The sequence below is a fragment of the Bradyrhizobium jicamae genome, assembly GCF_001440395.1.
Lineage (GTDB): Bacteria > Pseudomonadota > Alphaproteobacteria > Rhizobiales > Xanthobacteraceae > Bradyrhizobium > Bradyrhizobium jicamae.
Window position 1 is genome coordinate 66,713 of the sequence record NZ_LLXZ01000064.1, and the last position, 23,452, is coordinate 90,164.

Annotated in this window: 21 protein-coding genes, 1 tRNA gene and 1 pseudogene; 12 read left to right on the forward strand and 11 right to left on the reverse strand. The window is 62.8% G+C overall.

Annotated features, from left to right (window positions below):
- Nucleotides 1-25: 25 nt before the first annotated feature.
- The 5 genes from CQ12_RS10585 to CQ12_RS10605 are packed head-to-tail and all read left to right on the forward strand — an operon-like array spanning nucleotide 26 to nucleotide 4,788.
- Nucleotides 26-895 (forward strand): branched-chain amino acid ABC transporter permease, encoded by an 870-nt coding sequence (locus CQ12_RS10585; RefSeq protein ID WP_245309842.1) that lies wholly within the window; start codon nucleotides 26-28, stop codon nucleotides 893-895.
- A complete protein-coding gene (locus CQ12_RS10590; RefSeq protein WP_057835249.1) occupies nucleotides 892-1,836 on the forward strand; it encodes a branched-chain amino acid ABC transporter permease in 945 nt (314 codons plus the stop codon). Before CQ12_RS10585 ends, CQ12_RS10590 begins: the two co-directional genes overlap by 4 nt.
- A complete protein-coding gene (locus CQ12_RS10595; RefSeq protein WP_057835250.1) occupies nucleotides 1,833-2,582 on the forward strand; it encodes an ABC transporter ATP-binding protein in 750 nt (249 codons plus the stop codon). Before CQ12_RS10590 ends, CQ12_RS10595 begins: the two co-directional genes overlap by 4 nt.
- A complete protein-coding gene (locus CQ12_RS10600; protein WP_057835251.1) occupies nucleotides 2,575-3,312 on the forward strand; it encodes an ABC transporter ATP-binding protein in 738 nt (245 codons plus the stop codon). The genes CQ12_RS10595 and CQ12_RS10600 overlap by 8 nt, the downstream gene beginning before the upstream one ends.
- A 24-nt stretch (nucleotides 3,313-3,336) precedes the next feature.
- Entirely contained in the window at nucleotides 3,337-4,788 is a 1,452-nt protein-coding gene (locus CQ12_RS10605) for an aldehyde dehydrogenase (protein WP_057835252.1), read from the forward strand.
- Here CQ12_RS10605 and CQ12_RS10610 read toward each other — a convergent pair.
- The 4 genes and pseudogenes from CQ12_RS10610 to CQ12_RS10625 all read right to left on the reverse strand — a co-directional run bounded on the left by CQ12_RS10610 (nucleotide 4,785) and on the right by CQ12_RS10625 (nucleotide 7,613).
- Nucleotides 4,785-5,576 carry an energy transducer TonB gene (locus CQ12_RS10610; RefSeq protein WP_057835253.1) on the reverse strand — a complete coding sequence of 264 codons (792 nt, stop codon included), beginning with the start codon at nucleotides 5,574-5,576 and terminating at the stop codon, nucleotides 4,785-4,787. The genes CQ12_RS10605 and CQ12_RS10610 overlap by 4 nt on opposite strands.
- Nucleotides 5,573-6,040, reverse strand: coding sequence for a TonB system transport protein ExbD (exbD, locus tag CQ12_RS10615; protein ID WP_057835254.1), 468 nt, complete (start codon nucleotides 6,038-6,040; stop codon nucleotides 5,573-5,575). The genes CQ12_RS10610 and exbD overlap by 4 nt, the downstream gene beginning before the upstream one ends.
- A 3-nt stretch (nucleotides 6,041-6,043) precedes the next feature.
- Nucleotides 6,044-6,973 carry a tonB-system energizer ExbB gene (gene exbB, locus CQ12_RS10620; RefSeq protein WP_157088121.1) on the reverse strand — a complete coding sequence of 310 codons (930 nt, stop codon included), beginning with the start codon at nucleotides 6,971-6,973 and terminating at the stop codon, nucleotides 6,044-6,046.
- A 5-nt stretch (nucleotides 6,974-6,978) separates the two neighbouring features.
- Nucleotides 6,979-7,613, reverse strand: a pseudogene (locus CQ12_RS10625) (Fe2+-dependent dioxygenase).
- Between the two features lie 576 nt (nucleotides 7,614-8,189).
- Between CQ12_RS10625 and CQ12_RS10630 the strand changes: the two are divergent.
- From CQ12_RS10630 to CQ12_RS10640, 3 genes are read left to right on the forward strand one after another with little or no spacing between them, the layout of a single operon-like run.
- Nucleotides 8,190-9,356, forward strand: a complete 1,167-nt coding sequence (locus tag CQ12_RS10630; protein WP_057835256.1) for an efflux RND transporter periplasmic adaptor subunit — start codon at nucleotides 8,190-8,192, stop codon at nucleotides 9,354-9,356.
- Nucleotides 9,353-12,496: a multidrug efflux RND transporter permease subunit gene (locus tag CQ12_RS10635; protein ID WP_057835257.1), complete on the forward strand. Its 3,144-nt coding sequence runs from the start codon at nucleotides 9,353-9,355 to the stop codon at nucleotides 12,494-12,496. The genes CQ12_RS10630 and CQ12_RS10635 overlap by 4 nt, the downstream gene beginning before the upstream one ends.
- Before the next feature lie 56 nt (nucleotides 12,497-12,552).
- A complete protein-coding gene (locus CQ12_RS10640; protein WP_057835258.1) occupies nucleotides 12,553-13,119 on the forward strand; it encodes an invasion associated locus B family protein in 567 nt (188 codons plus the stop codon).
- A gap of 114 nt (nucleotides 13,120-13,233) precedes the next feature.
- On the opposite strand, the gene CQ12_RS10645 is transcribed toward CQ12_RS10640, so the two are convergent.
- Entirely contained in the window at nucleotides 13,234-15,522 is a 2,289-nt protein-coding gene (locus tag CQ12_RS10645) for an arylsulfatase (RefSeq protein WP_057835259.1), read from the reverse strand.
- Nucleotides 15,523-15,675: 153 nt separating this feature from the next.
- Here CQ12_RS10645 and CQ12_RS10650 point away from each other — a divergent pair, with 153 nt between their 5' ends.
- The 4 genes from CQ12_RS10650 (at nucleotide 15,676) to CQ12_RS10665 (ending at nucleotide 17,878) form a co-directional block, all read left to right on the forward strand.
- The gene (locus tag CQ12_RS10650; RefSeq protein WP_057835260.1) at nucleotides 15,676-16,368 is read left to right on the forward strand and encodes a TetR/AcrR family transcriptional regulator; all 693 of its coding nucleotides are present in this window, start codon (nucleotides 15,676-15,678) and stop codon (nucleotides 16,366-16,368) included.
- Between the two features lie 193 nt (nucleotides 16,369-16,561).
- Nucleotides 16,562-16,635 (forward strand) — tRNA-Gln (locus tag CQ12_RS10655).
- A 249-nt stretch (nucleotides 16,636-16,884) separates the two neighbouring features.
- Nucleotides 16,885-17,547, forward strand: a complete 663-nt coding sequence (locus tag CQ12_RS10660; protein WP_057835261.1) for a DUF4145 domain-containing protein — start codon at nucleotides 16,885-16,887, stop codon at nucleotides 17,545-17,547.
- 10 nt (nucleotides 17,548-17,557) lie between these two features.
- On the forward strand, nucleotides 17,558-17,878 hold the full coding sequence (locus tag CQ12_RS10665; protein ID WP_157088122.1) for a hypothetical protein: 321 nt from the start codon (nucleotides 17,558-17,560) through the stop codon (nucleotides 17,876-17,878).
- Here CQ12_RS10665 and CQ12_RS10670 read toward each other — a convergent pair.
- From CQ12_RS10670 to CQ12_RS10695, 6 genes are all read right to left on the reverse strand, one after another.
- A complete protein-coding gene (locus CQ12_RS10670) occupies nucleotides 17,875-18,561 on the reverse strand; it encodes a hypothetical protein (RefSeq protein WP_245309843.1) in 687 nt (228 codons plus the stop codon). The genes CQ12_RS10665 and CQ12_RS10670 overlap by 4 nt on opposite strands.
- Complete coding sequence (locus CQ12_RS10675) at nucleotides 18,552-19,304, reverse strand: terminase large subunit domain-containing protein (RefSeq protein WP_057835263.1); 753 nt, start codon at nucleotides 19,302-19,304, stop codon at nucleotides 18,552-18,554. Before CQ12_RS10675 ends, CQ12_RS10670 begins: the two co-directional genes overlap by 10 nt.
- Before the next feature lie 5 nt (nucleotides 19,305-19,309).
- Nucleotides 19,310-19,987, reverse strand: a complete 678-nt coding sequence (locus CQ12_RS10680; RefSeq protein WP_057835264.1) for a hypothetical protein — start codon at nucleotides 19,985-19,987, stop codon at nucleotides 19,310-19,312.
- Between the two features lie 105 nt (nucleotides 19,988-20,092).
- Nucleotides 20,093-20,329 (reverse strand): hypothetical protein, encoded by a 237-nt coding sequence (locus CQ12_RS10685; protein WP_057835265.1) that lies wholly within the window; start codon nucleotides 20,327-20,329, stop codon nucleotides 20,093-20,095.
- A 7-nt stretch (nucleotides 20,330-20,336) separates the two neighbouring features.
- Complete coding sequence (locus CQ12_RS10690; RefSeq protein WP_057835266.1) at nucleotides 20,337-20,594, reverse strand: hypothetical protein; 258 nt, start codon at nucleotides 20,592-20,594, stop codon at nucleotides 20,337-20,339.
- A 274-nt stretch (nucleotides 20,595-20,868) separates the two neighbouring features.
- A complete protein-coding gene (locus CQ12_RS10695) occupies nucleotides 20,869-23,265 on the reverse strand; it encodes a phage/plasmid primase, P4 family (RefSeq protein WP_057835267.1) in 2,397 nt (798 codons plus the stop codon).
- Between the last annotated feature and the right edge of the window lie 187 nt (nucleotides 23,266-23,452).

Genomic DNA, 23,452 nt, shown 5'->3' on the forward strand with positions numbered 1-23,452 from the left:
AGATAGAGATACGGCCGGCTAAGCCATGACCAACGCCATTCTGACCGGCCTGATGCTGGGCGGCATGTATGCGCTCATCGCCATGGGGCTTACGCTCCAATACGGTGTTGCGCGCATCATGAACCTCTCCTACGGCGAGTTCCTGATCGCCGCCGCCTTTGCATCGCACTGGCTGTTCACGGGCTGGGCCGTCAGTCCGTTTCTCGGACTGGCGGTGGTCGTTCCGCTCGCCTTCGCGCTGAACTTTGCGATCTACAAGATACTGCTGACGCCGCTGGTGCGCCGCGCGCCGAACCGCGACGCGCTCGAGGTCGACAGCATTCTCGCAACCTTCGGCCTCACCTTCGTCATTCAGGGCTCGATGCTCGCGCTGTTCGGCGGGGCCTATTACAGCTATTCGTTCCTGGCCTTCCCGGTGCAGTTTCTCGGCGAGACGGTGGCGGCCAACCGCCTCACCGCACTCGGCATCACCATCCTGCTCGGGCTGGCGCTCTATGCCGCGCTGACGCGCACCCGCGCCGGCACGGCGGTGCGCGCGGTTGCCGTTGATCCCTTTGCCGCCCAACTTGTCGCGATCAATGTGCCGCAGGCCTCTGCGCTGACCTTTGCGCTCGGCGGCGCACTGGTCGCGGCAGCCGGCGTTCTGGTCAGCACATTCCTCACCTTCAGCGCATCGTCAGGCGTCGTCTTCACCATGAAAGCCCTGATCGTCGTCGTAATGGGCGGCGTCGGCAATATGCTGGGCTGCCTGGTCGCAGGCTTGGCGCTCGGCCTCAGCGAGGCGCTGGTCGCTTCTTACGTCGATCCCGGACTTACGCTTGCGGTGAACTTCGCGCTGTTCCTCGCCGTGCTGCTGGTGAAGCCGGCCGGCCTGTTTGGCAGGGCCACACGATGAGCGCCCGTATCGCCGGCTTCAGTGCCCTCGCGCTCGCGGCGCTTGCGCTGCTAGCGTTCGTTCCCCGTCTCGGCAACGCCTATTACCTCGCGCTTGCCATCAGCCTGCTGCAATACACCGTGCTGGCGACGGCCTGGGGCATGTTCTCAGGCCCCACCCGCTACGTCTCGCTGGCGACGACCGCCTTCTTCGGCGTGGGCGCCTATACCGTTGCCGTGCTCGGCGAGATCCTGCCCTGGCCGCTGGTGCTGCTGACCGCTGCGGCGCTCGGCGCCATTGTGGCTGGCATCGTCGGACTGTCGACGCTGCGCCTGAGCGGCGTCTACTTCGTCATCTTCACCTTTGGTCTCACCGAACTGATCCGCCAACTCGTGGTCTGGTTCGAAGTTAACAAGTCGCGCGTGCTCGGCCGCTATGTCTTCGTCAACATCACCCAAGCCGATATCTACTGGCAATTGCTGGCGCTGACCGCAGCCGTATTCCTGCTGGGCTGGCTGATCGCGCGCTCGCGCCTCGGCTTTGCGCTGCGGGTGATCGGCGAGGACGAGACGGTGGCAAAGCATTGCGGGATCAATACCACCTTCGCCAAGGTCGCCCTGTTCACGATCAGCGCCACGGTCATGACGCTGGTCGGCGCGATCATGGCGCCGCGCTGGACCTATATCGAGCCGTCGATCGCCTTCAATTCGATGATCTCGTTTCAGGTGCTGATCATGGCGCTGCTCGGCGGCGCACACCGGCTGTGGGGGCCGGTGCTCGGCGCCGTGCCGCTGACGCTGCTGTTCGAACTCTTGAGTGCGCGCTTTCCCAACACATTCACGATCATCCTCGGCTGCATCTTCCTGCTGATCGTCTACATGCTGCCACGGGGCGTCGCAGGACTGTTCGAGAAGCTGTCGACGAGGACGAGCGGCAAAACTGCGCAACGGGTGGCCGCATGAGCCAGGACACCCAAACGGCGGTACTCGAAATCGACGGCCTGCGGCGCGCGTTTGGCGGGCTGGTCGCGGTGAACGATCTCGGCTTTTCGGTCGGGCAAGGCGAAATCATGGGCCTGCTCGGCCCCAACGGGTCCGGCAAGACCACGGCGCTCAATCTGATCTCGGGCGTGCTGCGCCCCGATGCCGGCACGATCCGCCTGATGGGTCAGAATATCGCGGGCCTTGCGTCGTACCGGATCGCCCGGCTCGGCCTGGCCCGGACATTCCAGCTCGTCCGCGTGCTCGACGGCATGGATTGCCGCGAGAACATCAAGGCGGGACTCGCGTTCCAGAAACCGCATCTGCCCGTTGCCGAAGCCGAGCTACGGATCGACACGCTGCTCCATCGGGTCGGCCTTGCCGGACACGATCGGCGCCCCGCGGCGGACCTCACCTATATCGACCGCAAGCGCCTGGAGCTTGCCCGCGCCCTTGCCGCAGGGCCGCGATTGCTGCTCCTCGACGAATGGCTGGCAGGGCTCAATCCCTCCGAACTTGCGATCGGCATCGACCTGATCCGGTCGTTGAAGGCTGATGGCATCACCATCGTACTGGTCGAGCATGTGATGGCTGCGGTTCGCGCCCTGTGCGACCGCTGCATCGTGATGAGCAGCGGCCGCAAGATCGCGGAAGGCGCGACCGCGGACGTGCTGAGCGATGCCGCGGTCGTGAAGGCCTATCTCGGCGGGGTGGCCACCGATGCTTGAGGTCAAAAATCTCAGCCTCGCCTACGGCCTGCACCGCGCGCTCGACGGCGTTACGCTCAACGTCAACAGCGGCGAGATCGTCACGATCCTCGGCGCCAATGGCGCCGGCAAGACCTCGCTGCTGAAAGCCATTGCAGGGGTGGTGCGTACGCTACCCGGCAAGCAGGTGAGCCTCGGTGGCCGTGACATATCCGCGCTTCCCGCACACGACATCGTCGAAAGCGGGCTGGCGCTGGTGCCCGAAGGCCGTGGCATCTTCGGCGATCTCACGGTGAAGGAAAACCTCCTGCTCGGCGCCAACCCGAAGCGCGCCCGCGACGGCGAAGCGGCGCGGCGCGAGCAGGTGTTTTCGCTGTTTCCGCGGCTGCGCGAGCGCACCGCCCAGATCGCGCGCACCATGAGCGGCGGCGAGCAGCAGATGCTCGCGATCGGCCGCGCGCTGATGTCCAATCCGGATATTCTGCTGCTCGACGAGCCCTCGCTCGGGCTCTCGCCTGCCATGGTGCAGGAATTGTTTGCCACCCTGCGGCGGGTGCGCGAGGCCGGCGTCGGACTGCTGCTCGTCGAGCAGAATGCGCAGGAGAGCCTGCGGATCGCCGACCGCGGCTATGTGCTCGAAAACGGCATCATTGTCGGCCACGGCAGCGCCGATCAGCTGAAATCCGACCCCGCCGTCCAGCGCGCCTATCTCGGCGGCGTGCCGCCGGCCACCGCCACACCGTCATCGTAACGCCCTGCCTGAGGAGAGAAAGCCATGTATGAAATTTCGCTGCTGCTCGAAAGCAAGGATGTTCCCGCATCGAACGGCGCAACGTTCGATCGCCTGAACCCGGTCACCGGCGACCTCGCAAGCCGCGCCGCGGCCGCCCAGATCGCGGATGCGAAGCGCGCGGCCGACACGGCCGCAGCCGCCTTTCCTGCATGGTCCGCCACCGGTCCGAATGCAAGGCGCGCGATCCTGCTGAAGGCAGCCGACCTGCTGGCGTCGAAGACGCCGCAGTTCATCGAGTTGATGGCCGCGGAAACCGGCGCCACCGCGGGCTGGGCCGGGTTCAACGTCCACCTTGCCGCCGGCATGCTGCGCGAAGCGGCCGCCATGACCACGCAGATTTCAGGCGAGGTCATCCCCTCGGACAAGCCGGGCTGCATCGCGATGGCCGTGCGCCAGCCCGCCGGCGTGGTGCTGAGCATGGCGCCGTGGAACGCGCCGGTCATTCTCGGCGTGCGCGCCATCGCGCTGCCGCTGGCGTGCGGCAACACCGTGGTGCTGAAGGCCTCCGAAATCTGCCCGGGCACCCACCGGCTGATCGCCGAATGCCTGCGCGACGCCGGCCTGCCGCCGGGCGTGCTCAACGTCATCACCAACGCGCCGGAGGATGCCCCTGCCCTGATCGAGATGCTGATCGGCCATCCAGCCGTGCGCCGCGTCAACTTCACCGGCTCGACCCGCGTCGGCCGCATCATCGCGCAGGTGGCGGCGAAATATCTGAAGCCGGCTTTGCTCGAACTCGGCGGCAAGGCGCCGATGATCGTGCTCGACGATGCCGATATCGATGCCGCGGTGGCCGCGGCTGCGTTCGGCGCCTTCATGAACCAGGGCCAGATCTGCATGTCGACCGAGCGCCTCGTCGTCGACGAGAAGATCGCCGATGCGTTCGTGACCAAGCTCGCGGCAAAGGCCGGATCGCTGGTCGCCGGCGATCCCCGCAAGGGCAATGCGCCGCTGGGCTCGCTGATCGGCACGGATGCAGCGGCCCGCATCCAGGCCCTGATCAACGACGCCGTCGGCAAGGGCGCCAAGGTGGTAGCCGGCGGACGCAGCGAGGGCACGCTGATGTCGGCGACCGTGATCGACGGCGTCAACTCATCGATGCGGATCTATGGCGAGGAATCGTTCGGTCCGGTGGTCTCTGTCGTGCGCGTCAACGGCGTGGATGAAGCCGTTCGCGTCGCCAACGACACCGAGTATGGGCTGTCGGCCGCCGTGTTCGGCCGCGACATCGCCCGCGCGTTCGAGGTCGCCAAGCGGATCGATTCCGGCATCTGCCACGTCAACGGCCCGACCGTACACGACGAGGCGCAGATGCCGTTCGGCGGCGTCAAGGCGTCAGGCTATGGCCGTTTCGGCGGCAAGGCCGGCATCGCCGAGTTCACCGAATTGCGCTGGATCACGATCGAGACCGGACCGCAGCATTATCCGATCTAGCTCTTGGTCTTGACGCGGAAGATCACGGGCAAGGTGAAGCTCAGGCCTTCGTCGGCGATGACAGGCGGCGGCATCGGCACTGGATCGGAGCGCCGAACCATCGCCAGCGCCGCCTCGTCGAAGGCCGGATCGCCCGAGCCCTTTTCGATCTCGGTCGAGAGCACGTGGCCCATGCGGTCGAGCGTGAAGCGAATCTGGATCTCGGCAGATTTTTGCTGCCGCTCTTTTGGGTAGCGCTTGTGCTTGTCGAGATGCGCGACCAGCTCCTTCTGCCAGGTCGCTCGCGCACGTCGTGCGCTCTCGCCGGTGCCGATCACCGGCGCCACAGAACGCTGTCCCTCCGGCATTTCCTCGGAGCTCGGCGTTGCGGTGGCCTCGGAGGCGACCGACTCGGGGGACGCTTGCGTCTGCACCGCCGCGATCTTCGGGTCGTCCTCTTTCGGCTTCTTCGTCTCGGTCTCCGTCACCATCCGATCGGCCTCTTCGGGCTCGGTCGGCTTGTCCTGCGGCAGGTCGGTTTCCTTCGCCTCCGCATTCTGCTCAGGAAGCGGCGGCGAGTGCGCGGAAGCATCGGTGTCCGGCCCCGGCGGCAGGTCGGTCACCTCGCGGCGCAGGGCGGCCATTTCGAGCCCGACCTCGATCGCCGTCGCGCCGAGGGCGTTATCGGACTCTTCGGTCTGCAAATGCGCGATCGCCAGCGCAGCGCCGCCAACGTGAAGCGCCAGCGCGATCACCGCGGCTGTAATCCAGAGCCGCCGCGAGGGCTTTTGCTCGTCGAGCCCGATCAAGGTTTTGCCGGCGCCACCGGCGCCGCCGCTGCATCAGGAACGCCTTCGAGCGCCACCAGCTTGAGCTTGGAATAGCCGCCGGCACGCAGGATTTCGAGCACGTTCATCAACTCGCCATAGGGCACGGCGCGGTCGGCACGCAGGAAGATGTAACGCTCCTTGCTGGCGTCCGGCATCGCATCAAGCGAACGCACCAGATCGACGCGCTTGACCATGTCCTCCCCGATCGCAACGGAGAGGTCCGGCTTGATGCTGACGTAAGTTGGCTTGTCCGGCTTCTTCTGCGGGGTCGCGGTCGATGTCGGCAGATCAATAGGAAGATCGACGGTCGAGAGCGGGGCCGCGACCATGAAGATGATCAGGAGAACGAGGATGACGTCGATGAACGGCGTGACATTTATCTCATGCGATTCCGCGAAATCGCTGTCGTCATCGTGGTCATGTTCTGCGATCGAGGCGCCCATCGCCTACTCCGCCGCCGTACGGGAATGCGAACTGACATGGGTGCGATCGAGATCGCGCGACAACAGCCGCGCCGCAGCGCCCGACGCACGGCTGACCAGCTCCATGTAGCCCTTGGTCACCCGCGAAAAGTGATTGTAGATGATAACGGCGGGGATTGCAGCAACCAATCCGATGGCGGTTGCGAGCAGAGCCTCGGCGATGCCGGGTGCCACCACGGCAAGGTTCGTGGTCTGCGATTTCGAAATGCCGATGAAGCTGTTCATGATGCCCCAGACCGTGCCGAACAGTCCGACGAAGGGCGACGTCGCGCCGATGGTCGCGAGCAGTCCCATGCCGAGCCGGATACGCCGCGCTTCGGCGCGCACGATTTCGGCAAAGCTCGATGCCGCGCGCTCCTTGATGCCGGCATCGCTCGAGATGCCCGCCGACAGCCGCGCCTCGCGCATTGCCGCCGCCAGGAAGGACGCCAGCACGCTGCCCTTGGCGCCGAGTGCGAATTGCGCTTCCGCCAGCGACCGCGCGTCTGCGATCTTGGCCAGTGCCGAGCGCACCTTGCGCTGAACGACGGTCAGCTCCAGCATCTTGGCGATGAAGATCGTCCAGGTGACCAGCGAAGCAAAGGCAAGGCCGATCATGACCGCCTTGACCACCACGTCGGCCGACTTGAACATCGACCATGGCGACAGTTCCTTGAGCTCGGCGGCCGCCGCCTTCAGCAATTTGCCCTCGCGCTCGGCCTGCGTCGCTGCGTCCGAAGGCGCGGCCGGCGCAGCCGCTGCCTGGGGCAGCGCGGCCGGAGGCTGCGATTGCGATACCGCGGGCGATTGCTGAGCCGCAGGGGCCATGCCCTGCTGGGCCGACGACGGCGCCGCCAGCGACAGCATCGCCAGCGCCGAGATCATCACCAACGTCGTCACGCGAGAAAGAGTCATGTTCTTCATACTTCGGCCCAGTAGCGGATCAGGTTGCGATTGGTCAATTTGACCGTTTCAGGGTCGTCTCGCCCGAGCCGCTCTACCAGGGCCTGGATCGCGGTATCGAGATCGAAGACGAGGCTGCGGGCGTCTGCATCCCGTACCATGCTCTGCAGCCAGAAAAAAGCCGCTACACGCATACCTCGTGTGACCGTCGAGGCCAGATGCGAGCTAGACGCAGGCTAATGCACGAGGCTCCCCGCCCCGAACTTGATCTCATGTGAGTCATAGAGGTCCTCCACTATCACTTCGCTACCGTCGTATTCGTCCGGTTCCGACGGGCACAGCGTCACCGAGAGGTGAGTCCGGAGATCCGCAATCCCGTGAGACGATCTCCCCTCACCGCGTTGTCGACATGAAGGCCGAATTGGTGGCCGTGTGAGGCCACGTAGCGGTTAAACAGCGGCGGAACGAACTGCAGCAGGGGTCGCCGCTGCGATGAATTCTGGACTGGTGGTCAGCGTCGAAAGCACGCAACGGCCGAGCATACCGCGCACCGCGCCTGCGGTGGAGCGGCCATCTTCCACACGGGCCGCGACATGATGCGGCGGAGGTCCGCCACATCGGTCGCGATGTACATTCCGATACAAACCAGCATTCCAGCCGTCCCTTAGAATTTGTCTAGAACCGTGCCGAGAGCGCCATGCTCACGCTGCATCCAGGCGCCACGAACACGAATGGTGTCGCGTTCCGATCAGGGCGCATCGTAGCCGAGCTAGCTTGTCAGGCTTGGCGACCAACCGTTTTGCGTTCCGGTTCCTGTTAACCTCCCTTACAAGCGTTCTAAGGAATGCCGGGAAATCCTGGAAAGTCAGCACTGGTTGTTCGTCCAACTTTCATCAATCAAACCGTGCCGGCGGCTTCATCAGCGGAAACAGCTCACCGACCGTCGATCGTGCAATCTGCCCTACGCGATCAGCGTCGTCCATGCCGGCAATGCTGATGCCCCCACGACGGCGACGCGCGCAATCAGGCCCATGATCAGAATCCGACGCGCCATTCCTGCGCGCACTCACGCCCGGAGCTCGCAATAGAATGGCGACGGCAGCGAGCCGCCCACCGCGACGGCCAACCTTTCCAATTGTTTAGGATTCTCAAGCCTTAGTGTTTGTACAGGCTGAGCACGCGAACGTTATATCGGAGGAATTGGGGAACTTCCGGAAATCCGTGAATCATGTCGAGGTCGCGCACCATCCGTTGGGCTTTGCCGGTCGTCGCAATCGCCGCACTGGGCTATCTGGGCTGGCAGCGATTCCAGAGCGGAGACCATGCACCGCAAGCTGAAGCACAGAAAGCCGCGCCCGCCCGTGCCGCCGTTCCGGTGCGGATTGCCACGGTCGAAAAAGCCGATTTTCCGGTCTACCTGACCGGGCTCGGCACCGTGCAGGGTTTCAACACCGTCGTCGTCCGCACCCGCGTCGACGGCCAGATCAATCGGATCGCGTTTCAAGAGGGCCAGGTCGTCAAGGAAGGCGACACGCTGGTCGAGATCGATCCGCGGCCGTTCCAGTCTGCGCTCGATCAGGCCAAGGCCAAGAAGGCGCAGGACGAAGCCAACCTCGCCAATGCCAACCTCGACCTGCAGCGCTATACCAAGCTCGGCGAATTCGCGACCCGGCAACAGACCGATACGCAGCGTTCCACCGTCGCGCAGCTCACCGCGCAGATTCAGGCTGATGCAGCGATGATCGAGACCGCGCAGACGCAGCTCGATTACGCCACCGTCAAGGCGCCGATCTCCGGCGTCGTCGGGCTACGCCAGGTCGACGTCGGCAACATCGTCAATGCCGCAACCCAGACCGGCATCGTGACCATCGCCCAGATCGAGCCGATCGCCGTGATCTTCACCGCGCCGGAAGACCAGTTGCCGGATATCAAGGCCGCGCTGGCCGCCGGCTCTCCCCAAACCATTGCGCTCTCAACCGACGGCAAGCGCGTGCTTTCCGCCGGCACGCTTTCGCTGATCAACAACCAGGTCGACACGTCGAGCGGCACCGTCCGCCTCAAGGCCGTGTTCGACAACAAGGATCACGCGCTGTGGCCGGGCCAGTCGGTCTCGACTCGGCTGCTGATTGCGACGTTGAAGGACGCCACCGTGATTCCCGACGACGCTGTTCAGCATGGCCCCAACGGTCTTTACGCCTATCTGGTCAACAAGGAGAACAAGGCCGAACTCCGCAAGATCAAGGTGACGCGCTCGATCGATGGCCGCTCCATGGTCGATGAGGGGCTTTCGCCCGGCGAGCAGGTGATCACGGCCGGCCAGTTCAAGGTTCAGCCGGGCACGCTGGTGTCGACGGCGGTCGCCAGTTCGGATCAGGCTAAGGTTGCCGGCGAATGAGCGAGGGAATCTCCGCACCCTTCATCCGCTATCCGATCGGCACCTCGTTGATGATGGCGGGGATCCTGTTCGTAGGCCTCGTCGCCTATCCACTGCTGCCGGTCGCGCCGCTGCCGCAGGTCGATTTTCCGACCATTCAGGTTTCGGCGTCGCTGCCCGGCGGCAGCCCGGAAACCATGGCGTCGTCGGTGGCGCAGCCGCTGGAACGCCAGCTCGCGCAGATTCCCGGCGTCGCGCAGATGACCTCGACGAGCTATCTCGGCACCGCGGCGATCACGATCCAGTTCGACCTGAACCGCCCGATCGACGCCGCCGCCAACGACGTGCAGGCGGCGATCAACGCCGCCAGCGGCCAGTTGCCGAAGAGCCTGCCCTCGCCGCCGACCTATCGCAAGGTCAACCCGGCGGACTCGCCGATCCTGCTCCTGTCGGCAACGTCTGACACGCTGCCGCTGACGACCGTGAGCGACGCCGTCGACGCCCAGCTCGCGCAGCAGATCAGCCAGATCTCGGGTGTTGCCCAGGTCATCATCGGCGGCCAGCAGAAGCCGGCGATCCGTATCCAGATCGACCCGGCCAAGCTCGTGGCCAAGGGCCTGTCGCTGGAAGACGTGCGCAGCCAGATCGCGATCACGACCGTCGACAGCCCCAAGGGCAATATCGACGGCGAGCACCGCGCCTACACCATCTACGCCAACGACCAATTGCCGAATTCGAAGGACTGGAACGACGTCATCATTGCCTACCGCAACGGCGGGCCGTTGCGGATCCGCGACATCGGCCAGGCCGTGACCGGGCCGGAAGACGCCAAGCAGGCGGCCTGGGCCAACGGCAAGCGCGGCGTGTTCCTGGTGATCTTCAAGCAGCCCGGCGCCAACGTTATCGAGACCGTCGACAAGATCAAGGCGACGCTGCCGCGGCTGGTAGCCGCCATTCCGCCGGCAATCAAGATCGAGGTGATCAGCGACCGCACCCAGACCATCCGCGCCGCCGTCGAGGACGTGCAGTTCACCTTGCTCCTGACCATTGCGCTGGTCGTGATGGTGATCTTCGTCTTCCTGCGCAGCTTCTGGGCCACCGTGATCCCGACGGTCACGGTGCCGCTGGCGCTGCTCGGCGCCTGTGCGCTGATGTGGGTGTTCGGCTATACGCTCGACAATCTCTCGCTGATGGCGCTCACGATTGCCGTGGGTTTCGTGGTCGACGACGCCATCGTGATGCTGGAAAACATCACGCGCTATATCGAGGAAGGCGAAAAGCCGCTCGCCGCCGCCTTCAAGGGCGCCAGCGAGATCGGCTTCACCATCGTCTCGATCAGCATCTCGCTGGTCGCGGTGCTGATCCCGCTATTGCTGATGGGCGGCATCATCGGCCGGCTGTTCCGCGAATTCGCGGTGACGCTCGCCATGACCATTTTCGTGTCGATGATCGTCTCGCTGACGCTGACGCCGATGATGGCCTCGCGCTTCCTGCGCGCACACGGCGAAACCAGGCACGGCCGGTTCTACCAATGGAGCGAGCGCGGCTTCGACGCGATGCTGCGCGTCTATGAACGCGGCCTCGACCTCGCGCTGCGCTGGAAGCTCACCACGCTGATGATCTTCTTCGCCACGCTGGGATTGTCGGTCTACCTCTTTGTCATCATCCCGAAGGGCTTCTTTCCGCAGCAGGACAACGGCCTGATCACGGCCACCTCGGAGGCCAGCCAGGACATTTCCTTTGCCGACATGAAGCGGCATCAGGAGGAACTCGGCAAGATCGTGCAGGCCGATCCAGATGTGGCCTCGGTCGCGATGGCGATCGGCGGCAGCGGCCGCGCCGGCAACAATGGCAGCCTCTTCATCACGCTGAAACCGCGCGACGAGCGCAAGGCGAACGCGCAGCAGATCATCGCGCGGCTGCGTCCGCAGTTGGAGAAGGTCGAAGGCGCCCGCCTCTATATGCAGGCGGCGCAGGATGTGCGGCTCGGCGGCCGGCCGACGCGAACCCAGTTCGAGTTCACGCTGCAGGACGCTGATTTGGCCGAGCTGAACGAATGGGCGCCGAAGATTCTGGCGAAGATGCAGACGCTGCCGGAGCTGCGCGACGTCGCCACCGACCAGCAGACCAACGGCACCACGCTGGAGCTGAAGATCAACCGCGACACCGCCGCCCGCTACGGCATCCAGCCGCAACTGATCGACGACACGCTCTATGATGCGTTCGGCCAGCGGCAGGTGACGCAATATTTTACCCAACTCAACACCTACAAGGTGGTGCTGGAAGTGCTGCCGGAGCTGCAGGGCAGCCTCGACACGCTGAACAAGATCTACGTGAAATCGCCCACCACCGGCGACCAGGTGCCGCTCTCGACCTTTGCCACCTGGACCAGCGTGCCGGTACGGCCATTGTCGATCAGCCATCAGGGCCAGTTTCCGGCGATCACGATCAGCTTCAACCTCGCGCAAGGGGTGGCACTCGGACAGGCGACTGACGCGGTGCAGAAAGCGATGGTCGAGCTTGGCGCGCCGACGACGCTCAATTCGAGCTTCCAGGGCACCGCGCAGGCATTCCAGCAATCACTCGGCACCGTGCCGCTGTTGATCCTCGCCGCGCTTGTCGTGGTCTATCTGATCCTCGGCATCCTCTACGAGAGCTACATCCACCCGATCACGATCCTGTCGACGCTGCCGTCAGCCGGCGTCGGTGCGCTCGCCATCCTGATGCTGTTCGGGTTCGACTTCAGCCTGATCGCGCTGATCGGCATCGTGCTGCTGATCGGCATCGTGAAGAAGAACGGCATCATGATGGTCGACTTCGCGATCACGGCCGAGCGCGACGAGAACCTGGAGCCTGAAGCTGCGATCCGCAAGGCGGCGCTGTTGCGCTTCCGCCCGATCATGATGACGACGATGGCGGCGCTGCTCGGCGGCGTGCCGCTGATGCTCGGCACCGGCACGGGCTCGGAAATCCGCCAGCCGCTGGGCTATGCCATGGTCGGCGGGCTGCTCGTCAGCCAGGCGCTCACGCTGTTCACGACGCCGGTGGTCTATCTCTATCTCGACCGGCTTTCGAACACGTTTGCGCGGTGGGGCCGTTCTTCCAATCCTAACCATGCGCATTCGGACGCCCACGGATCGGTCAAGCAGGCGGCCGAATGACTTGACTTTAAGTTGCAACCAGCACATCCGAATGATGTTTATTTCGGAGCTGGATAGTGAACATTGCCATAAAGCTTGCGGTTGCAACCGTAATAACGCTCTCCTTTTTCGCACAAAGCCAGGCCCAGGCGCCCAAGGCCAAGAATGCCCCCGCCACGGCGCAGGCCACGCCGTCCCCCGCCGCTGCTGCAGCCGAGGGCGCAAACGCACCGACGCCTCCGGGCTGGATTGCGCGGTGCAGCAGCGCCAGCCGCGGCGCGCCGCTCGAATGCGCGATCGAGCAGACCGCGGTTCTGACCAAGACCGGCCAGCTCATCGTGCTGATCAATATCCGCGTGCCCGCCGACACCCGTGCGCCGATCGCCCTCGTGCAATTGCCGCTTGGGCTCAATCTGCCGGCCGGCGCCAAACTTCAGGTCGATGACGGCAAGACGTCCGACCTGCAGATCCAGACCTGCGAGGCCCGCGGCTGCTACGCCAACCTGCAGATTTCGCCCGAAATGCTCACCGCGTTGAAATCCGGCAAGCAGTTGAAGGTCTCGTTCCAGAATCTGGCCAAGGAAACGATTGCGATCCCGATGCCGCTGGCGGACTTTGCGGCGGCGTACGACAAGATCAAGTAACGCTCTCTCCACGACATTGCGAGCGAAGCGAAGCAATCCATCGCTCGGCATAACGGATAGATGGATTGCTTCGTCGCTTTCGCTCCTCGCAATGACGAAACCGCGAGCGGAGCCCTACTGCCGCGCCATCTCCGCCGCGCCCACCCCCTCACCGTCCAGCTTCTGGTCCTCGTGCATGTCGACCGTCACCTTCAGCAACTGCCCGGTAAATTCGAACGGCGCCTCATAGTGCGAGACAGCGCTTGCGCGGTCGCGACCGATATCGAGGCCAGACCATGAGATGAAATTGTTGAAGGCGAACTGGGTCTGGATCGAGCCTGACGGCTCGCCGTCGATCAGCAGCGTATAGGCGGTCACGCCGGTGCGGGAGCCTTTTGCGGGCGGCTCTCTGCGTACCAGGCGCTCGACATGCACGCCGAGCCGGTGCGCCCCTGCCGGCACCTTGCGGTCGGAGGTTACGATTTCATGGCCGCCACCGATATTGAGATCGTGCACCAGAAAACCGTCCTTGATGTAGAGGCTGTAGCCCGAGGTCGCATCGCCATGGGCGATCAGCACGCCCTCCGCCCCCTCCTCGCCGATCTCGACATGGGCCTCGATGGTGTAGCTGCGGCTGCGCACATCGGGCGCGACGTCGGTCGGCACGTGGCCCATGCCGGCGTGAAAGGTGAACTTGTTGCGCGCGCCATGGAAGCGCGCTGCGTTCTCGGCAAAGCGCGGGCCGAAGCGGTCGTCGAGCGGCAGCACATTGTGCTTCTCGGCCTCGCTCCACCACAGCTTGATCATCGCCTCAAGCCGTCCGGGTTCCTTTGCCGCGAGATCGTCGGTTTCGGAAAAGTCCTGCGCCAAATGAAACAGCTCCCATTTGTCGTTCTCGAACGGCGTGCCCGAGGGATGAAAGGCGACCGCCTTCCAGCCGTCGTGCCAGAGGCCGCGATGGCCGAACATCTCGAAATATTGCGGCGAGCACTTTGACGGCGCCGATGCATCGGTGACGGAACGCGCAAAGCTCTCACCTTCGAGCGGCATCTGGACAACACCACCGATCTCCGAGGGCGGCGCGATGCCGATCAGGTCGAGCAAGGTCGGCGTCAGGTCACAGGCATGGACGAACTGATGGCGCACCGCGCCGCGCGCCGCGATCCTGTTCGGCCATGTCATGATGAAGGGATCGCGGATGCCGCCGCCATGGGTGTTCTGCTTGTAACGCCGCAGCGGCGTGTTCGACGCCATCGCCCAGCCATGCGGGAAATTGCTGTGCGAGTCCGGCCCGCCGATGTCGTCGATCCGGCGCAGCTTTTCCGCTGGTGGTTCGGGGCGGAAATTATACGGCCCCATCGCGTTGACAAATCCCCACTGCCCGCCCTCCTGGCTGGCGCCGTTATCCGACAGCACCAGGATCAGCGTGTTGTCGCGGATGCCGGCCTTGTCGAGAAAGCCGATCAGCCGCGCCAGATGCTGGTCGGCGTGGTCGAGCATGCCGGCAAAAGCCGCCTGCAGCCGCGTGAAGACGCGCCTTTCGTCGGCACTATGCTCGTCCCATGCCTTCACGCCGTCATTGCGCGCGGGCAGCCTTGTCTCCTCCGGCACGAGGCCCATCGCCTTCTGCCGCGCGATGCGCTGCTCGCGTTCGACGTCCCAGCCATGAGCGAACCTCGCGTCATAGCTCTTGATGATATCCATCGGTGCCTGGTGCGGCGCGTGGCAGGCGCCGAGCGCCACCCAGGTCAGCCAGGGGGTGTCGGGGCGATCGGCAGTGTGATCAGCGATGAAGCGGATCGACTGGTCGATCAAATCAGACGTGAGGTGATAGCCCTCCGCATAGGTCCCAGGCGGGTCGATGTGGGCATTGTCGGATACGAGCTCCGGCGCGAACTGATCCGTCTCGGCATCGAGAAAGCCATAGAAGCGATCAAAGCCGCGGCCGAGCGGCCAGCCGTCGAACGGCCCGGTGGCGCCGCTTTCGGTGAGCGGCGTGACATGCCATTTGCCTACCATGTAGTTGCGATAGCCGTGCGGCCGCAGCATTTCCGCCAGCGTCCCCGCCTCGCGCGCGATCTTGCCGCGATAGCCGGGATAGCCGCTGTCGAAATTGGCGAGGCAGCCGACGCCGACCGAATGATGGTTGCGCCCGGTCAAAAGCGCCGCGCGCGTCGTCGAGCACATCGCCGTGGTGTGAAAGCTCGAATAGCGCAGGCCTTCGGCGGCGAGCCTGTCGATGGTCGGCGTCTTGATCGCCGAGCCGTAACAGCCGAAATCGGAGAAGCCGACATCGTCGAACAGCACGACCAGGATGTTCGGCGCGCCCTCCGGAGGCTTGGCGGCCTGTGGCCACCAGGGCTTTGAGCCCGCCACCGTCTTGCCAATCGTGCCGCCGAACGGTTTTGCGCTGCCTGCCGCCATCGCCTACTCCCTTTTATCCGCTTCCCGGGTTGATCCCGTGGGTTCGCCGCGTGCCTCGCGTCCGGCGCCGGTCGACCGCCTCGTGCCACCATTGCCTAAAACCATAATCCGAATTATCATTATGATTACTTCGAACGGAGAAGCAAGTTCCGGATGCAGCGATCGGCCGAATTCGACCTTCCCGGCGTTACCCCGTCGCGGCAGAAGCGCAGCCGCGAGACCACGGCCGCCCTGCTCCAGGCCGGCGCGGAGATGCTGCGCACCCACAGCCTTGCGGAATTGTCGATCGAGGCGCTGTGCCGGCAGGTCGGCGCCACCGTCGGCGCCTTCTACAGCCGGTTCGACAGCAAGGACGCCTATTTCAACGCGCTGATGGCGCTGGCCGCGCGCGACGGCGAAAGCAGGCTCCTGCGCATGAAGGAGGACAAGCGGCTGACTGAGGCCGATCTTGCCGATCTCAGCCGCCTTCTCGTCCGCGGCACCATCGGCTGGATCCGCAAGCATGAGGGCGTGCTGCGCGCCGCGCTCCAGCACGACGACACGCGGCCGGACCGCTGGTCCACGTTCAAGGAGCTAGCTCGCGCCAACGTCGCCAATGCCACGCCCATCCTGCTCGATGTGATGGGCCGCGACCGCAAGGCGGCAAAGACCCGCGCCATCGCTTTCGGCTTTCAGGTCGTGCTGGGCACGCTGGTCAACGCGATCCTCAACGACCCCGGCCCGCTATCGGTTCACGATGAAGAGCTGGAGGCGCGGCTGGCGAATTGCCTGCTGCTGTTGCTGCGGGCCGAGATGATGCCCGCAGCGCCGGCCCGAGCTGCCGCGCGTCACGGGCGGAAGAAGTGACGGGCTGCTTAAGCTTTCAACACTTCAAATCCGAAGGGCGGAAGCCGAAAAATGCCCCCTCTTCCGCGCTTGCCAAAGACAGGACCAAGCGGGTAGAACGACGCCAACCTTGGCGCGGTGATTTGTCCAGATCCCGGCGCCGGCGATTGATCCAGATAGTCATATAAACTATTGATTATATTGGATAATCCATTGGGGAATGGTGTAACGGTAGCACAACAGACTCTGACTCTGTTTGTCTTGGTTCGAATCCAGGTTCCCCAGCCAGCCATAACACCTTGAAATCGTTGCGCTATTTCCATGTTTTTGAAGCGTTAATTGCTTATTAATGTGTTGCGCCTGTTGCGCCAAATTCCATAGCGTTTTCAGCGATTCCCCTGCATTCCCGGCAAATCGGCGCAACATGAGGCGCAACATGTGAGTGTGCTATGTGGATTACGGGGGACGGTCGAAATAGTTACTCAGTAGTTTGGATACGCCGTGCCACCATCGGTTGATGATTCGACCGAGATCAACATGACAATTCACAAACTGATCGACCCGCAGCCTGGAAATCCCACAGTCGTCAATCTCCGATGTCCGCATTGTCGCCATCAAGGCGCATTTAACGCCGTCAAGAATTGCAATGACGTCGCTTGGATCGAAGGCGTCAAAAACCAAGGTGGCAAGCTTGCGCCAACCGGCTTTTCAGCCGGCGCCCGCGTATGCCCCAACAACGAATGCCGCGGCTTAGTGCAAGTCGTCTTGCGCAATGGCCATTTGATCGAAAGTTATCCTCCAGAAACTATCGACTTCGACTCGACGGATCTTCCGCCGAATATTTTGGATTCTCTGGAAGAGGCAATCAAATCTCACGCGGCGGGTTGCTACAAAGCTAGCGCCCTGATGGTCCGGAGAGTTCTTGAAGAGCTTTGCGATGATAAGCAAGCCAACGGCGGCGATTTAAAGCAACGGTTGGCCAAACTAAGCCAGAGCGTGGTGGTCCCCAAAGAACTGCTCGATGCCGCGGACGAGCTTCGGTTGTTGGGCAATGATGCTGCGCACGTTAAAGCGAACAATTACAACGCCATCGGCCTAGACGAGTCAGCCTTGGCCATCGAACTGGCTAAGGAATTGCTAAAAGCGGTTTATCAATACACCAGCCTCGTGAGTAAGTTGAAAGCATTGAAAAAACCTTGAGGATATGCGCATGGGTGTTTTGGATGACGTAAGAAAATGGCTCAACGACGTTCCACTTTGGAAAGAGCTTGGAACAATACCCGACCGAACCAAGGCGCTCGAAGAGAAGGTTGCCGCCCTTGAGGCAATGCTAAACGGCAAGCGACCCGGCGATGTATGCCCGTTCTGCGGTGCTCAATCATTCCGCCTCGACAGAGTTGACATGCACGGCGACCGCGAAGTGTGGAAGTGTACGGACACGGCATGCGGAAAGTCCCGGGAAATTCGGCACGATCTCAACGCAAAAAACCGCCGATCCGGCACGGCACTGTTGGGCGGCAACCGGCGCTAAAGCCGCAATTCCCATTTCTCAGTGCTATTTCTGCCAAGGGCAAAAAACAGGGCTATGGCGACCGCAAGCACCAAGTCGTCATGGCTTCCCGATCGCGCATTGAAGGTGACGCGACCGCTTTCCGATACCTTGCGGGCGAAGTCCTTGAGTTCCTCGGCGAGCGCGCCGGCATCCGCGATATCAGCGGCGATTTTCAGTTCACCCGAATGAAGCCGCGCTTCCAGTTGCGAAATCAGGGTTTGCTTGGGCACATGGAAAATCGTGCCGTTGCTCGTCGTCTCAAATCCCGCGGTTATCAGCACACCATGCGGCCGCAAGCCGGCGCGCTGAAACATATCGAACACCGGCCGGCCGACGCCGGTATAATCCAGCACGAAATGCGCACCCACAAGCGGATCCCTCGCCAGCAGGTTAGCCACATGCTGGATTTGCGCCGGGTACGGCGTGCCCAATGGCAATCGCTCTAAGTGCCGAACATGAAAACTCTCGATGCGCTCTTGCCGCAGCACCTTTGATGCCTCGTCGGGAATCATTTTTCCAGTGCCGCGCACGATGTGTTCCAGAGCACAAACCGCAGTCGGGTCTACAGACTGGCCGATATCGGCAGCCACAATCCATTCGTGTCGCGCCTTGACGTACTGACGGCGCCAACTGCGCTGTTCTAGCTCTGTCGTCATCTCCATAGCGCTTTGACCTTTGTTGAAAATGCCGCCTCGATTATCGACGTGTTGAAAGCAGCGGTGTCGCTATCGAGGAATTCACAACCGTATTCCTCGGCGAACCGGGACTCGCCCAAATTCTTGCGTTCACGCGCCAGGAATTCCGGAGTGATGCGCGGGCACGATCCGAGCTTAATGTGGATCCGGTCCCAATCTGGATCGTTGTTTGTCCACGTCTCGTAATACGTTCCGCGGCGGCCGGCGGGGGTCGACAGATAAACGAGCTGCGCCTTGGGATTCGTCGCCAGCATGGGCCTGAGCGCCGCTATCAACTCGTCACTGCATCTTGCCGTCTCGTCGACGATCGCCAGGCGCACATTTGCCAAGCCGCGCAGCGTGTCGCCGTCATTGTCTCCGGGTAGTGCCAGCATGCGGCTGCCGTTCTCGAACCCAATGCGGCGCGCGGCGTCGCCCACCAGGGCGGGCGCGTCCTTGATCCGATTGTAGGTGCGGCGGCAGCGCAGCACGAATTCATCGGACAGGCGCTGCGCCGGCGCGATAGCCAGCACGAGGCTATCCGGTTCGGTCGTGGCCACAGACAGGGCCTTGACGACGGCCGCTTCGGTTTTGCCGTGTTGGCGAGGAACGAGCATGATCGTCTGCGGCGCGGTGGAGCGCACGAACTGCTCTTGCCACGGGTCTAGGGCGATATCCGCGTCAGCGGCGAGCAATGCCGGGTCGCACGCATAGGCTAGGGCCTTGGCCATTTGGCTCATGGCAGCGGGACCGGGCACGGTGGCAACTTGGTTGGCGTGGCCTCGATAACGGGTGGCGCCGCAACCGGCATGGCCTCTATCACCTTGGCGGGCTTGCGGGCCCTACTGGTGATGTCCTCCGCGGCCTGCGTCTCGATGCCAGCCAGTGCACGGCCAACGGCTATGCGCGCCTCTGGGAACGGCGCCAGGGCCTTGAGCAGCACTTCGCGCAAGCGGAGATAGTCGGGATGCGTCAACAGGTGCTGGTGGCGCTGTTCGGTGACGTTGACCAAAACGCCAAGCAGCTTGCTGACGAGCTGCAGGTTAGCCGTCACGGCGCCCTCGCCGCGAATGGCCGCGCTCGCGTCCCCGGTCTCGACGGCTAGTTCGATGTGGCTGGCGAGCCGCGCACGCTGATGCACGAGGTGGTGCAGCAGGTTCTCGCCCTCGCTTACCTTGAGCGCGTCCAGGTCGACCGCGCTGGGGTGTAGCGCGTGCTGTACGGCCGCCATCATCTGGGGCGATAGGTGGTTCTTGCCGTGCCGCTGTACGCTATGCGGTGACAGTCCGAACCGCTTTGCAATGGCGTCGTGGCCAAGGCCATGCGCCAACGCTACGTCAACGGAATGCCGATGCGGGGATTGACAGACTTGGCAGTTGCCGCGGCCGGGCTTGCCGGGTTCGGGTGTGATCATACAATTGATATATTTCGACGAGTAACGGATATACAATCCGATATTCGGCCCTGAATGCTTCGAAACTGCGCGCAAACAGGGCCGAAAACGAGCGCGTTTTAATAATCAGTAGCGACGCTTGCAGACCCCTTCAATGTATTCACGCAGTCCGCAAGCATAGCTCAGCCCTAAGCGTCTGATCTGCACGCTGTAGCCTTTCGCAGCAGCATCCTCTTGCAGTTGCTCGGCGCGACGCTTGTAATAGTACTGATGGTCGCTCGGATCGGTCATGTCACCCAGACTGCCGATGTTCGCTTCGGTCCACTCCCGAAGGAATGCTTCGAAATCTTCTCGTTCACTCATTGCCCACCTATCGACGGAACGGCACCACGTTGCTGCCGGGCGGTCGTGGCCACGGTTCGCCGTCATCGTCCCAATAGACGTGACGATCGGCGATCACCTGAATGTCGGCGCCTGTCATGCCGGCCACCCGGCCAGCTTCCCACAGTTCAGCCAACGCCGCTGCAACTTGATCGGACGCGCTCTGCGGAATAGCGGCACTGTTCACGATCTTGGCCATGCCGTGAGCGTTTGCCACGGCCGCCGCAAATGTCTGTTCGATTTCCATGTGGTGTTCTCCGTCGTTGGCCGCGCGACAACCATGGCACAATTCAAAAAGTAATGCAATTACAAATAGTTATGTAAACAAATTACACGCGTGTTGCTTATTTCCATTGCCATCATCACCGCGGGGCCAGGGCGTGATGGACGCGGGTTTCCATTGTGCAATCCAGTCAACACGGAAGTGAGGTAGCAGGAGTAGCACTTCCTCAGATTCTAAGCGTCTAGGCGCTGACGTCTGGAATCCAGAGATGTGCTACTCCTGCTACCCGTACATCATTTTACCGTTCCGGCACCGGCGGCATTGTGATTGGCCGCAACCGAACGCCTTTGAATCCGCGAGCGCCATTCCTGCCCGATGCCTCAAAGCCCTTACTCGCCAGCGCCTCGTAAAACTCGGTTGCGTTTCCGATTCGCTCGCGGGCGTTGTTGGCCCATCCCGACCATGACGCAAACAATTCTGTGCGGGCTGCCCATGTGCCTATCGCCTGCTCGCACCGTTCGTCCAACCAAGTTGCCAACGCATCTTGGCCGGACAGGTATTCTTCCGTTGCCGCCCGAACCGCCGCAGGTGGTTGCAAGCCGTCCCGCTGCCACGCCAAGCAGCCTTCCACCATCCATTGCAGGATGCCGCCCCATTCGGCTTTGAGCCTTTCAGGCAGCGCCGCGTCGCGTTCTGCGGCAGGAATTTGGACGGTGAAAGGAATCATGTTCATGCGCCGGCGGATTGCCTCGTCGACGGTGCTAAGGCGGGGCTTGTGATTTCCGGCAATGATCAGCTTGAACGTTGGGATATACTCGAAAAAGTCCCGGCCCATGAAGCGCGCCGATATCGGGTCGCCACCTGTCAGAGATTTGATTTTAGACTCTGCCCATTTCCGGCCTTTCTCTGTCTCGCTGGCCATGACGAACCGCGAGCCGCGCAGTCCGGCTAGGTCGGTCGGGTGACGGTCGCCAGCGTTCGCGCTGTCCGTAAACGTCGCCATGGGCGCGGTCTTGGCATAGTCGGCCAGGATGCCCGCCACGGTGTTGAGCAAAACGCCTTTGCCGTTGCCGCCTTGGCCATACAGGAAGAAAAGCACCTGCTCGCGAGTGTCACCTGTCAACGCGTAGCCAAGCATTCGTTGGACAAAGCCGATTAGCTCGGCATCGCCGGCAAGAGACTTGTGCAGGAACGCCTTCCATGTCGGGCAATCGCCACCGGCTGCAACGGCGGTTGATTTAGTCATGTGGTCGTCGGGGCGAGATTCGCGAATGACACATGTGCGCAGGTCAATGACGCCGCCGGGCGTATTCAATAGCCACGGGTCAGCGTCCCAGATAGCGGCCTCGGTGGCAATGCGGGGATCCGTCTTGGCCATACGTTCGACGGCCGCGACGGTTTTCGCGGACAGGATTTTGCGCGCATCCTGCAGATGCATGCCGCTGCCCATTTTGCGGAGATGTTCGCGAACAAGATTATAGGCGCGGGCCGTCTTATCGGTTTGCCATCGGGCACCGTCCCACCGCAGCCACCTGCCCCACTCTTCGCAGTGTCGCAGTTCTCTGACGTGCTCGCCTGCAAAATCCAGCGCCAGACTATCGTCGGCGTCCATCGGAAGCACTTCGCCGCGCGGTCCCATGAGCGTACCGCCGCGCGGCATGAGCGCACCACCGGGAGGGGGCGGCAAGGGGACCGGGCACGGCGGAATCTGTCCAGGCGCCAGCGGCGGCGAGACCATGGTGGCAACGCCTGCGAATATCGCTGCGGCCGATTTGCGAACGTGGAATTTTCGGCCGGTCAATTGCTCGGCGCGCCTGATCAGCGTGCCAACCCGCCGATAACTCTTGCCGGGCCTTTCGGCGGCATCCATTCGGTCCCACTGGTAAAGGAATTCGTCCTCGTCAACGTCTTTCCATGTTATTTGCCGCGCAACTTCGCGGGCCGTTTCGGTATCGCCAAGCGCCAGTTTGATTGCGCCTAGCCCGGTGAATTTCCAGCTTTCTTCATCGTCGAATTCGCCGCGCGCATCGAGCGCAGCAATCACCGCAGCGATATCGTCGGGGTCGCTCTGTCCGGCCGTGCCCGCTTGATACTCGACAACGGGCAATTGCATCTTTTCTAGCAATCCGGGCGTGCAGTCATATTGCTTGTCCGCCGAGTTGGTCAGCACGTAACGCTTTGCGCCGAATGCCGAGCCGGGCGCGACACAATAGCCACGGTTGCGCACGCTGATTAACTCGCGGTCCTTTTCGCCATCGGCAAGCGGGCGCGCGTGCGACGTCATGCGCGGTTTCCAAAGGCCCCTTATCTGCTCGGGATCAACGTCGGCGGGACGGTCCACCATGAAATGATAGCCGCCGCTCGGCGAGATGCAGTAAGCTTCAAGCCAGGGAGAACCGATCTCGGCGAGGAAATCGGCAAAGGCAATAAGGGCTAGTTCCTGACCAACGTGCCCCACGTCGAGGTCGAGCAACAGCTTCCCCGACATGAACGCATTGATGCCGAGCATGTAGCCTTCGGCAAGCCACGCTTCCCACTGCTTGCGGTCCGGTGACGATTCAGTTTTCCATTTGTACGCGGGATTCTTGCTATGGGCATAGACCGGGAAAAGCCAAAGCTTGCGCCGTTCGGCCCATTCAAGACAACGCTCATCGAAAAAATCCGTTGACGCGACAGCAGATTCATTATATGACATTCATCATTCCTTGGTAGTTTCGGCCCGCCAGGCCACAAGATGTTGAAGCCCCGCCCTTGCCCGGCGGGGTTTTCTTTTGTGTCAGCGCCTAAACCGCGACGGCGGTACCATAGGCGGTGGTGGCGGCAATGGTCGTCGCGGCTTGGGCGCCAAGGGGTGCTGCTGGCAAAACGTCAACCATTCGAGA

Bases quoted from the DNA above. Each gene is read 5' to 3' on its own strand.
- CQ12_RS10600 (WP_057835251.1), top strand. From the start codon at position 2,575: ATGCTTGAGGTCAAAAATCTCAGCCTCGCCTACGGCCTGCACCGCGCG.
- CQ12_RS10690 (WP_057835266.1), bottom strand. From the start codon at position 20,594: ATGGAAATCGAACAGACATTTGCGGCGGCCGTGGCAAACGCTCACGGC.
- CQ12_RS10585 (WP_245309842.1), top strand. From the start codon at position 26: ATGACCAACGCCATTCTGACCGGCCTGATGCTGGGCGGCATGTATGCG.
- CQ12_RS10660 (WP_057835261.1), top strand. From the start codon at position 16,885: ATGACAATTCACAAACTGATCGACCCGCAGCCTGGAAATCCCACAGTC.
- CQ12_RS10595 (WP_057835250.1), top strand. From the start codon at position 1,833: ATGAGCCAGGACACCCAAACGGCGGTACTCGAAATCGACGGCCTGCGG.
- CQ12_RS10695 (WP_057835267.1), bottom strand. From the start codon at position 23,265: ATGTCATATAATGAATCTGCTGTCGCGTCAACGGATTTTTTCGATGAG.
- CQ12_RS10665 (WP_157088122.1), top strand. From the start codon at position 17,558: ATGGGTGTTTTGGATGACGTAAGAAAATGGCTCAACGACGTTCCACTT.
- CQ12_RS10590 (WP_057835249.1), top strand. From the start codon at position 892: ATGAGCGCCCGTATCGCCGGCTTCAGTGCCCTCGCGCTCGCGGCGCTT.
- CQ12_RS10680 (WP_057835264.1), bottom strand. From the start codon at position 19,987: ATGATCACACCCGAACCCGGCAAGCCCGGCCGCGGCAACTGCCAAGTC.
- CQ12_RS10685 (WP_057835265.1), bottom strand. From the start codon at position 20,329: ATGAGTGAACGAGAAGATTTCGAAGCATTCCTTCGGGAGTGGACCGAA.
- CQ12_RS10675 (WP_057835263.1), bottom strand. From the start codon at position 19,304: ATGGCCAAGGCCCTAGCCTATGCGTGCGACCCGGCATTGCTCGCCGCT.
- CQ12_RS10645 (WP_057835259.1), bottom strand. From the start codon at position 15,522: ATGGCGGCAGGCAGCGCAAAACCGTTCGGCGGCACGATTGGCAAGACG.
- CQ12_RS10605 (WP_057835252.1), top strand. From the start codon at position 3,337: ATGTATGAAATTTCGCTGCTGCTCGAAAGCAAGGATGTTCCCGCATCG.
- exbD (WP_057835254.1), bottom strand. From the start codon at position 6,040: ATGGGCGCCTCGATCGCAGAACATGACCACGATGACGACAGCGATTTC.
- CQ12_RS10630 (WP_057835256.1), top strand. From the start codon at position 8,190: ATGTCGAGGTCGCGCACCATCCGTTGGGCTTTGCCGGTCGTCGCAATC.
- CQ12_RS10670 (WP_245309843.1), bottom strand. From the start codon at position 18,561: ATGGAGATGACGACAGAGCTAGAACAGCGCAGTTGGCGCCGTCAGTAC.
- CQ12_RS10650 (WP_057835260.1), top strand. From the start codon at position 15,676: ATGCAGCGATCGGCCGAATTCGACCTTCCCGGCGTTACCCCGTCGCGG.
- CQ12_RS10635 (WP_057835257.1), top strand. From the start codon at position 9,353: ATGAGCGAGGGAATCTCCGCACCCTTCATCCGCTATCCGATCGGCACC.
- exbB (WP_157088121.1), bottom strand. From the start codon at position 6,973: ATGACTCTTTCTCGCGTGACGACGTTGGTGATGATCTCGGCGCTGGCG.